The organism is Lysobacter daejeonensis GH1-9 (assembly GCF_000768355.1).
In the GTDB taxonomy this organism is placed as follows: domain Bacteria; phylum Pseudomonadota; class Gammaproteobacteria; order Xanthomonadales; family Xanthomonadaceae; genus Aerolutibacter; species Aerolutibacter daejeonensis.
Window position 1 is genome coordinate 171643 of sequence record NZ_AVPU01000005.1, and the last position, 9108, is coordinate 180750.

The window sequence follows — 9108 nt, forward strand, 5'->3', positions numbered from 1 at the left end:
CACAGGAGAGTTCACATGCGCCGTTGGATGGGAATACCGGTTGCCGCCGTCATGTTGACGGCGTGCGTGACGATCAATGTCTACTTCCCGGCCGCCGAGGCCAAGGAGGCGGCGAAGGAGTTCGTCGAAAAGGTGATTGGCGACGAGGCCGAGGGCACCAAGCCCAGTGGGGGCACGTCCGGCGGCCAGAGTGCCTCGCTGTCGGCGCCGATGGCACCGGCCGCGCTGGCTTCACGCATTGATTGGTTGTCGCTGGTCGGCATCGGTGCGGCGCGCGCGCAGTCGGCCCCGGACATCACGATCAAGACCCCGGCCATCCAGGCCATCCAGGCGCGCATGGCGAGCCGCTTTGACGCGCAGCTGCGCGCGGGCTTCGACGCCGGCGCGCTGGGCTTTGCCGGCGATGGCACCATCGTGGTCCGCGACGCGTCCAAGCTGGCGCTGAAGGACCGCGTGGCGGTGAACCAAGCCGTGGCTGACGACAACCGCGACCGCAAGGCGGTGTACCGCGAGGTGGCGGTCGCCAACGGGCATGCGGAGTGGGAAGGGCAGATCCGCGACGTGTTCGCCAGGCAGTGGATCGAGAGCGCGCGGCCGGGCTGGTGGTACCAGTCGGGCGGGGCGTGGAAGCAGAAGTAACGGCTGCAACGCCCACGCGACCAACGACAGGACAGGAGGGGGCGGCTGAACCAGCCGCCCCTTCTTTTTGCCCCGACCGTCGGGCGCGGCCGCGATTTCCCGTATCTGCGACAATAGACACCCCCTGAAAACCGGCTGTAACCGTGGCGCGAATCGACCAGACCCCCTTCGAAGCCGAGATCACCGGCCTGACCCACGACGGCCGCGGCGTGGCCCGCCGCGAGAACGGCAAGGCCGTGTTCGTGGCTGGGGCCCTGCCGGGCGAGCGGGTCATGGCCAGCCAGACCGGGCGCAACCGCAACTTCGACGAGGCCAAGACGGTCGAGGTGCTGGTGGCCGCGCCAGAGCGCGTCGAGCCGCGCTGCGCCCACTTCGGTGTGTGCAGCGGTTGCGCGATGCAGCACTACGCCGAGGACAAGCAGATCCTCGCCAAGCAGAACGTGCTGCTGGAGAACCTGAGCCGCATCGGTCACGTCACCCCGGAGACCGTGCTGCCGCCGCTGACCGATGCTGCGTGGGGCTACCGCCGCAAGGGCCGCTTCTCGGTGCGCCGCGTGGACAAGAAGGACAAGACCCTCGTCGGTTTCCGCGAGGTCGATCCGCGCTTCGTCGCCGACGTGGCGTTCTGTCACACGGTGATCCCGGAGATCGGCGACAAGGTGGCCGCACTGGCCACGCTGGTCGACGGCATGGAGGCGCGCAAGGACATCCCGCAGATCGAGTTCATCGCCGGCGACCGCCAGGCCGACTTCAGCGGCATCGCGCTGACGATCCGCCACCTCTCGCCGCTGTCGGAGGCGGACAAGGCCGCGCTGGTGGCGTTCGGCCAGCAGCACGGCTTCGCCATTTTCCTGCAGCCCGGCGGCGTGGACAGCGTGCACCCGCTGTGGCCGGAACAGATCAAGCTGGCGTTCTCGCTGCCGGAGTGGAACCTGGAGTTCAACTTCCGCCCGCTGGACTTCATCCAGGTCAACGCCGGCCTCAACGGCAAGATGATCCGCAGCGCGCTGGACCTGCTGGATGCGCAGCCGGACGAGCGCGTGCTCGACCTGTTCTGCGGCCTGGGCAACTTCACCCTACCGCTGGCACGCAGCGTGCGCGAGGTGGTTGGCGTGGAAGGTGAGGCGGGGCTGGTGCTGCGCGCGCGTGAGAACGCCGCGAACAACGGCCTGCCCAATGCGCAGTTCCACGCGGCCGACCTGGGCAAGGACCTGTCCGGTCACACCTGGATGCGCGAAGGCTTCGACAAGCTGCTGCTGGACCCGCCGCGTTCGGGGGCGGACTTCGTGCTGACCCAGCTGCCGCTCAAACAGTTCAAGCGCATCGTGTACGTGAGCTGCCACCCGGCCTCGCTGGCGCGCGACGCGGGCTACCTGGTCAACGAGCGCGGCTGGAAGCTCAAGGCCGCTGGCGTGATGGACATGTTCCCGCACACCGCGCACGTCGAGTCCATCGCGATGTTCGAGCCCCGCTGACTCAGTACCAGGCAACGGCAGCGGTTATCGCGCCGGCGCGCGCCCGTGCGCCTGGCGGCCGATGGTTACGCTCATATCAGTGATCGCTGTCTGCCCGGCCCCACCACATCAGGAGCCCCCATGGCATTGGAAATCGAACGCAAATTCCTCGTCACCGGCGACGGCTGGCGCGCCGCCGCGCACAAGGTCGTGCCGATGGCGCAGGGCTACCTCAACGACCTCGCCGCCATGGACACCGGTGCGATGAAGGCCTCGGTGCGCGTGCGCATCCAGGGTGACGAGGCCTACCTCAACCTCAAGTCGCGCGAATTGGGCCACACCCGCCAGGAGTTCGACTACGCCATCCCCGTGGACGACGCGCGCGGCCTGCTGGCGCTGAGCGTGGGCGGGCTGGTCGACAAGCGCCGTCATTACGTCACCGTCGATGGCCACCTGTGGGAAGTGGATGAGTTCCTCGGCGACAACGCCGGGCTGGTGGTGGCGGAGATCGAGCTTTCATCCGCCGACGAAGCCTTCACCAAGCCCGCGTGGGCAGGGCGGGAAGTGACCGACAGTCCGCGCTACTACAACCTCGCGTTGGCCACCCGGCCTTTCAACCAGTGGACCGCCGTGGAGCAGGCCGGCGAAGGCTGACCGCCATTACGTCGCCGTGCCCGTTCAGCCGCACGTGCTGGGCCCGGCGCGGCATCTGCGCCACAATCCACTGACCTTGCGGCGCCGTGGTGCCGCACCCCGATACCAGGAGTTTTCCGAATGCTCGTCATTGGCGTTGCCGGCACCGAACTCACCGCGCAGGAGCGCGACTGGCTGCAGCACGATGCCTGCGCCGGCGTGATCCTGTTCTCCCGCAACTTCGCGTCGAAGGCGCAGGTGGCGGAGCTGTCGCAGGCCATCCGCGAAGCCGCGCCGCGCCCGCAGCTGGTCTGCGTGGACCAGGAAGGCGGTCGCGTGCAGCGTTTCCGCGAGGGCTACAGCGCGTTGCCGCCGCTGGAGCACTTCGGCCGCCTGTATGCGCAGGACAAGGCTGCCGCGCTGGCGATGGCCGAGGAGCACGCCTGGCTGATGGCCTGCGAAGTTCGCGCCACCGGCGTGGACCTGAGCTTCGCTCCGGTGGTGGACCTGGGCCGGGGCAATCGCGCCATCGGCAACCGCGCCTTCTCCGAGGATCCGGCTGTGGTCGCCGACTTCACCCGCGCCTACGTGCGCGGCATGCACAGTGCCGGCATGGCCGCCACGCTCAAGCACTTCCCGGGCCACGGTTCGGTGCTGGAAGACACCCACTTCGACGACGCCATCGACCCACGCCCGCTGGACGAGATCCGCGCGCTGGACCTGGTGCCGTTCGTGGCCGGCATCGAGGCCAAGGCCGATGCGGTGATGATGGCCCACGTGGTCTATCCCGCCGTCGCGCCGGAACCCGCCGGCTACTCCAAGGTCTGGATCGAGGACATCCTGCGCAAGGAGATGGGCTTCCGCGGCGTGGTCTTCAGCGACGACATCGGCATGGCCGCGGCGTTCTCCGCCGGTGGCATCAAGCAGCGCGTGGACCTGCACTTGGATGCGGGCTGTGACGTGGTGCTGGTCTGCCATCCGGAGCTGGTGGAGGAGTCGCTGGACGCCATCAAGGACCGCAAGCTCAACACCATGGCGCTGACCGGCCTGATCGGCCGCGGCCCGATGGGCTGGGACGGCCTGCTGGCCGACGCCCGCTACGCCCAAGCCCGTACCCGCCAGGAAGGAATCGCCTGATGGCTGCCGATACGCGCCCCGCGCTGGCCGATGCCCTGGCCAACGCCGAGGTGGTGGTCGACCGCGCCACCATCGACGCCGGCATCAAGCAGATGGCCGTCGAAATCCACCGCGACTACGCCGGCAGCGTGCCGGTGTACCTGACGATCATGCACGGCGGCCTGCCGTTCGCCGCGCAACTGGCGATGGAACTGGGCGCACTGGGCCTGGACCTGGAGTTCGACTACCTGCACGCCACCCGTTACCGCGGCCAGACCACCGGCAGCGACCTGGTGTGGAAGCACCGCCCGGCCACGCCGCTGGCGGGCCGCCGCGTGATCCTGGCCGACGACATCCTCGACGAGGGCCACACGCTGGCAGCCGTGCGCGACTGGTGCCGGTCCGAGGGCGCCGCCGACGTGCGCATCGCCGCACTGTCGACGAAGGACCATGACCGTTGCGTGCCGGGCATATCCGCGGATTACGTGGCCGTGACCGTGCCGGATCGCTACGTCTTCGGCTACGGCATGGACTACCACGAGCAGGGTCGCAACCTGCCGGACATCTACGCGCTCAAGGACTGAGCCCATGGTCACTCACAGGAGCGTATCAGGCTGGATGACCGTGCTCATGACCCTGGGTCAGCTCGCAATCATCTGGATCAAGGGCCTGCGCGAAAACGGAGCGACCGAAGCGTTCCTAGGCTATGCCCCAAACCTGGTCGCGGCCGCCACGCTGCCGGGCCTGTTCGTGGCATTGCAATTGCAACGTGGTTTTGGTGGCACCGCGGTGTTCGGGTGGACGCAGTTGTGGCGACTGACGCGTACGCACGCCGTGGCGCTGCTGATCAGTACCGGCGGTTTGCTGGCCTGGGAGTTCGCCCAGGTGTACCGCCCCAACCGCACTTTCGACATGCAGGATGTCCTGGCGACAGTAGCGGGCGCGGCGCTATGGGGCGCAATGGTCTGCGTGGGCCGTCTGGCGACCGCCGATACGCATCGTCGCGCAACGACGGGTGAAATCGCCTCCCTCCCCGTTTCCGAGAGCCCCACATCATGAGCACCATCGAACTCGCCATCATCGGCGGCACCGGCCTGTACAAGCTGGCCGACCTGCAGGACGTGACCAGCCACGAGCCCGAGACCCGCTACGGCATGCCGTCCGGCCCGGTGCGCGTGGGCACACTGGACGGCCATCGCGTCGCCTTCATGGCGCGCCATGGCGAAGGCCATTCGGTGCCGCCGCACAAAGTCAATTACCGCGCCAACCTCGCCGCGCTTCAGGCCTTGGGCGCGCAACGCGTGCTGGCGCTCAACACCGTCGGCGGCATCACCGAACGCTTCGGGCCGCGTGTGCTGGCGTGCCCGGACCAGCTCATCGACTACACCTGGGGCCGCATCTCCACCATCTGCGAGGAGGAGGGCACCGAGGTGCTGCACGTCGACTTCGGCGAGCCCTACACGCGCAGCCTGCGCCAGGCGGTGGTCGCCGCGGCGACCAGGGCCCACGTCGCGCTGGTGGATGGCGGTTGCTACGGCGCCACCCAGGGCCCGCGCCTGGAGACCCGTGCCGAGATCGTGCGCATGCGCCGCGACGGCTGCGACCTGGTCGGCATGACCGGCATGCCGGAGGCGGGCCTCGCCCGCGAAATGGAACTGGACTACGCCTGCCTGGCCATTGTGGCCAACTGGGCGGCCGGCGCCGGCCCCGACCCGGACGAGGTGATCACCCTGCAGGACGTATTGGACAACGTGGCTGCCGCCTCCGCCGGGCTGCCGGCGCTGTTGAAGGCCCTGCTGGCTGGTTGAGGCGGCCCCGTGGGCCCGGCAGGGCTGGTAACGGAACGATTGTAAAGCCGGCGTTCAGTTTGCATACTCGGGTCGCGCGCTTGCCGCCAAACGGCGGCGGCGCGTCCAACGCATCCAGCATGAGGTCATCAAGGATATGCAGTACGGCACCGTGAAGTGGTTCAACGACGCCAAGGGTTTTGGCTTCATTTCGCCGGAGGATGGGAGCGCGGACGTGTTCGTGCACTTCTCGGCGATCAACTCCAAGGGCTTCCGCAGCCTGCAGGAAGGCCAGCGCGTCAGCTACGAGCTGACCCAGGGCCCGAAGGGCGCACAGGCTTCGGGCGTCCAGCCCGCCTGATACGGCCCACGCCACTCCAAACCCCGCGCCTGGCGCGGGGTTTTTTTTGCCTGTTCGACGCGGGCGGGACAGCCGGCGGACGCGGGCGCACAATCCCAGGAGCATCGCTGCCGGAGCCGCACATGGACCTGCCGCCGTTCGAAACCCACGTGGTCGATAACCAACCGCCGGAGTTCGCGCCGCGCGACCTGTGGGCCGATGACATCGCCCTGCGTGACGCGGTCGGACGCGAGGGTGGAGCGGCATTCGCCACGCAATTGGCCGCCTACGGCACGCTCGCTGGCGGAGAGCTGTATGCGTTGTCATTCGACGCCCACCGCGATCGACCGCGCCTGCGCACACATGATCGCTTCGGCCAGCGCATCGATCGCGTGGAGTTCAATCCTGCGTACCACCACCTTATGGAGGCGGCCATCGGCCACGGCGTAGCGGGACTGTCCTGGACCGGCCCGGAAGCTGGAGCGCATGTCGCACGGGCCGCGTTGAGCTACCTGCACCACCAGGTCGAACCGGGCACCAGTTGCCCGCTGACCATGACCCACGCCGCCGTCCCCGTGCTGCGCCGCGAACCCGCGCTGGCCGAGTGGGCGAGCAAGGCTGCGGCGCCACACTACGATCCGCGGGAAGTGCCCATCGCGCAGAAGGCCGGTGTCACCCTCGGCATGGGCATGACCGAGAAGCAGGGCGGCTCGGACGTCCGCGCCAACACCACCCGCGCCGCGCCTCTGGCGGGCGAGGGCGAATACGCGCTGGTGGGGCACAAGTGGTTCATGTCCGCGCCGATGTCGGATGGCTTCCTGGTGCTGGCGCAGGCGCCGGGAGGCCTCACCTGCCTGTTGCTGCCGCGCCTGCTGCCCGATGGGCGCCGCAACGCGTATCGGGTGATGCGGCTGAAGGACAAGCTGGGCGACTGGTCCAACGCCTCCAGCGAAGTCGAGTTCTGCGGCGCCTGGGCGCGGCGCATCGGCGAGGAAGGCCGTGGCGTGGCCACCATCCTGGAGATGGTGATGCTGACGCGCCTGGACTGCATGCTCGGCTCCGCCGCGCAGATGCGGATGGCGCTGGCGCACGCGCTGCACCACGCCCGCCACCGGCACGCCTTCGGCCGCGCCCTGCTGGAGCAACCGCTGATGCGCAACGTGCTGGCCGATCTCGCGCTGGAGGCCGAAGCCGCCATCGCGCTGGCACTGCACGTGGCTCAGGCCATCGAGCGTGCGGACGCCGACCCGCTGGCCACCGCGGTGGCGCGCATCGGCACTGCCGCCGGCAAGTACTGGGTATGCAAGCGTGCCGCCACCTTCGTCAACGAGGCGCAGGAGTGCCTGGGCGGCGCCGGCTACGTGGAGGAGTCCGTGCTGCCGCGCCTGTACCGGCAGGCACCCCTGAACTCGATCTGGGAAGGCAGCGGCAACATCCAGTGCCTGGACGTGCTGCGCGCGCTGGCGCGTGAGCCCGTGCACGGGCAGGCCCTGTGGCGTTGGCTGCAGGCCTCCGGCGCGTTGGAAGATGAGGGCGGCGAGCACTTGGCCGCCACGCTGGCGGACGTGCTGGTCGACGGCAACGCCGTGCCAGAGCTGCATGCGCGCTGGCTGGTGGAGCGACTCGCCATTGCGATGCAGGCGGCGGTGTTGCGGCAGGCGCGCAGCCCGGTGGCGGACGCCTTCCACCGTAGCCGCGTGGCGGGGCAGCGCGGCATGGCATTCGGCACGCTGCTGGAGGAGCGGGACATCGAGGCGGTGCTGGCCCGCGTGGGGGCCTAGCGGCGCGCCTTGGTCCGCTTCGAAGGTGCGCGCGGTTTCGGTGCAGGCAGCTCAGCCTCGATGGCCAGCAGCACCTTCCGCAGCAGGTCCGGCTCATCCAGCAACGCATTGGCCATCGGGTGCGGCTTGGCCATGGGGTAGGGCGGTAGCATCGGGCAGTCCGGCGCCAGTCGGGCTGCTGCCTCTGTGTTCTTGAGGAACAGGCTGTTGTCGCAGACGAAGGCGACCACCTTCTCGTTGAGGTACAGCGCGAACTCGCCAAACAGCCGCTTGTGGCCGAGCCGCGCGGCCAACTGCGACTGCTCGATCACGTATTCGACGAAACCGATGTCGCTGGCCATGGTTTCACCTTGCTGGCTGGACTGGGGCTACGGGGAGGTTCAGCATATTCGTCGCGACGTTGCCCGGTCAGCCGTCCTTGGGCTTGCGCAGTAGCGGCTGGAAGCACGTCATGCACATGCCGCCGAAGGGCCACGGGAGGTGGAACACGTAGAGTGCCGAGAAGATGCCTACGCGCTTGCCGCACCGGGGGCACGGCCAGAACACGGCCAGCAACGTCACCCCCACGAACAACGGCAAGTACCACGTGGGCGTCATCACCCCGGCCAGGAACAGCGTGGTCCAGAACGCCAGCCGCACCAGGCGGTAGCGCGACCAGCGCTGGGTGGTGGGGTCATCTTTGGGATTGATGACGGTGGGTGGGCGCATGCGCGGGGCTTGGTCCGGAAATCAGGCGGGGCGGAGCGCGGCAAGCGACTTCGCCATGAACGCAGACGACGACGGGCAGAGCTCGGAGAACTGGTGGGTGCCTGCAATGGCCGCTGGGGCGCTTTCTCGCGCAACATGACCATACCCGTAGCGCTCGAAGAAGACTGCCGCTGTGGTGGTCAGGAGGTAAATGGTGTCAACGCCTTGCTGGGCGGCAAATAGCTCAGCGTGGGCGATGAGTGCAGCCCCAAGGCCTTTGCCACGTTCTGTGGCCGGAACGACAAGCGAACGTAGTAGCGCAACGTGGGCGTGCATCTCGAGCCCAACGACGCCACATAGTTTGTTATCGGCCTCGCAGCCAAACAATCGAACGTTGCCGTCCCGCAGATCGGATGTGGGCAGGTGATTCACCGAGAGCAAAGCTTCGACGACCTGGCTTTGGTCTATTGGATGAATGGGGTGTGTCATTGGGTAGGCAGTGTATCCATCTGGGGGGCAAACGCCGCCGCGGCGCGCCGGGTTGCGAACGTGTGGGTGCGTTGGTAAGTCGTCTGGGGTCTGGCTTAGCCATGGAGACACTCCTGAAGTTAGATCAGGGTGTCCACTGAACCGTAGGAACTACCGCTTCGGCTTGAATGAATTGTTAGGGC

12 protein-coding genes are annotated in these 9108 nt (G+C 68.1%); 9 read left to right on the forward strand and 3 right to left on the reverse strand.

Translation table 11 applies throughout. The features are described 5' to 3' along the window. Positions 1–15 precede the first annotated feature (15 nt). The 9 genes from N800_RS04835 (at position 16) to N800_RS04875 (ending at position 7750) form a co-directional block, all read left to right on the forward strand. Positions 16–639, forward strand: coding sequence for a DUF1318 domain-containing protein (locus tag N800_RS04835; RefSeq protein ID WP_036135398.1), 624 nt, complete (start codon positions 16–18; stop codon positions 637–639). Between the two features lie 143 nt (positions 640–782). Then, positions 783–2114 carry a 23S rRNA (uracil(1939)-C(5))-methyltransferase RlmD gene (gene rlmD / locus N800_RS04840; protein WP_036135400.1) on the forward strand — a complete coding sequence of 444 codons (1332 nt, stop codon included), beginning with the start codon at positions 783–785 and terminating at the stop codon, positions 2112–2114. Positions 2115–2234: 120 nt separating this feature from the next. Then, positions 2235–2747 (forward strand): CYTH domain-containing protein, encoded by a 513-nt coding sequence (locus N800_RS04845; RefSeq protein WP_036135402.1) that lies wholly within the window; start codon positions 2235–2237, stop codon positions 2745–2747. 120 nt (positions 2748–2867) lie between these two features. Continuing rightward, positions 2868–3863, forward strand: a complete 996-nt coding sequence (nagZ, locus tag N800_RS04850; protein WP_036135404.1) for a beta-N-acetylhexosaminidase — start codon at positions 2868–2870, stop codon at positions 3861–3863. Then, the gene (locus N800_RS04855) at positions 3863–4426 is read left to right on the forward strand and encodes a hypoxanthine-guanine phosphoribosyltransferase (protein ID WP_036135406.1); all 564 of its coding nucleotides are present in this window, start codon (positions 3863–3865) and stop codon (positions 4424–4426) included. The genes nagZ and N800_RS04855 overlap by 1 nt, the downstream gene beginning before the upstream one ends. Positions 4427–4460: 34 nt before the next feature. Beyond that, positions 4461–4901, forward strand: a complete 441-nt coding sequence (locus N800_RS04860) for a VanZ family protein (RefSeq protein ID WP_036135408.1) — start codon at positions 4461–4463, stop codon at positions 4899–4901. Then, a complete protein-coding gene (locus N800_RS04865; protein ID WP_036135410.1) occupies positions 4898–5650 on the forward strand; it encodes an S-methyl-5'-thioinosine phosphorylase in 753 nt (250 codons plus the stop codon). Before N800_RS04860 ends, N800_RS04865 begins: the two co-directional genes overlap by 4 nt. A gap of 136 nt (positions 5651–5786) precedes the next feature. Beyond that, the gene (locus N800_RS04870) at positions 5787–5990 is read left to right on the forward strand and encodes a cold-shock protein (protein ID WP_036135412.1); all 204 of its coding nucleotides are present in this window, start codon (positions 5787–5789) and stop codon (positions 5988–5990) included. Positions 5991–6112: 122 nt separating this feature from the next. After that, a complete protein-coding gene (locus tag N800_RS04875) occupies positions 6113–7750 on the forward strand; it encodes an acyl-CoA dehydrogenase family protein (protein ID WP_036135415.1) in 1638 nt (545 codons plus the stop codon). Here N800_RS04875 and N800_RS04880 read toward each other — a convergent pair. The 3 genes from N800_RS04880 to arsN2 all read right to left on the reverse strand — a co-directional run bounded on the left by N800_RS04880 (position 7747) and on the right by arsN2 (position 8926). After that, positions 7747–8091 carry a TfoX/Sxy family protein gene (locus N800_RS04880; protein WP_036135417.1) on the reverse strand — a complete coding sequence of 115 codons (345 nt, stop codon included), beginning with the start codon at positions 8089–8091 and terminating at the stop codon, positions 7747–7749. The genes N800_RS04875 and N800_RS04880 overlap by 4 nt on opposite strands. Positions 8092–8158: 67 nt before the next feature. Then, positions 8159–8458, reverse strand: coding sequence for a hypothetical protein (locus N800_RS04885; protein WP_036135419.1), 300 nt, complete (start codon positions 8456–8458; stop codon positions 8159–8161). A gap of 21 nt (positions 8459–8479) precedes the next feature. Then, positions 8480–8926: an arsenic resistance N-acetyltransferase ArsN2 gene (gene arsN2 / locus N800_RS04890; protein WP_036135421.1), complete on the reverse strand. Its 447-nt coding sequence runs from the start codon at positions 8924–8926 to the stop codon at positions 8480–8482. Between the last annotated feature and the right edge of the window lie 182 nt (positions 8927–9108).